Here is a 239-nt window from a genome sequence, read left to right as displayed (position 1 = left end):
CCGCAGCCGCGCCCCCTAGCAACGTGATGAACTCGCGCCGTCGCATCATTCAATCACCTCGTCAGCGGCTGCGAGTAGTTTGTCGGAAACTGGGAGGCCAAGCATTCTTGCGGTCTGGTGGTTAATGACCAGCTCGAATTTGCTGGCCTGTACGACCGGCAAGTTCGCGGGCTTCTCGCCCTTAAGAATACGGCCCACATAGGTGCCGGACTGACGCCATGCATACGGAATGTTGGTTC

The 239-nt window shown here is 58.2% G+C and carries 1 protein-coding gene; it reads right to left on the bottom strand.

Annotated features, from left to right (window positions below; all coding sequences use genetic code 11):
• Positions 1-45 precede the first annotated feature (45 nt).
• Positions 46-239 (bottom strand): ABC transporter substrate binding protein (locus ACLJNW_RS28215; RefSeq protein ID WP_410961937.1); only part of this gene is annotated, 194 nt, incomplete at its 5' end.

Origin of the sequence: Salmonella sp. SAL4457 (assembly GCF_046548235.1) — a bacterium.
In the GTDB taxonomy this organism is placed as follows: Bacteria; Pseudomonadota; Gammaproteobacteria; order Enterobacterales; family Enterobacteriaceae; genus Salmonella; species Salmonella enterica.
Note: the sequence above shows the minus strand (reverse complement) of the source record. Positions and strands in the feature narration are given on the sequence as shown.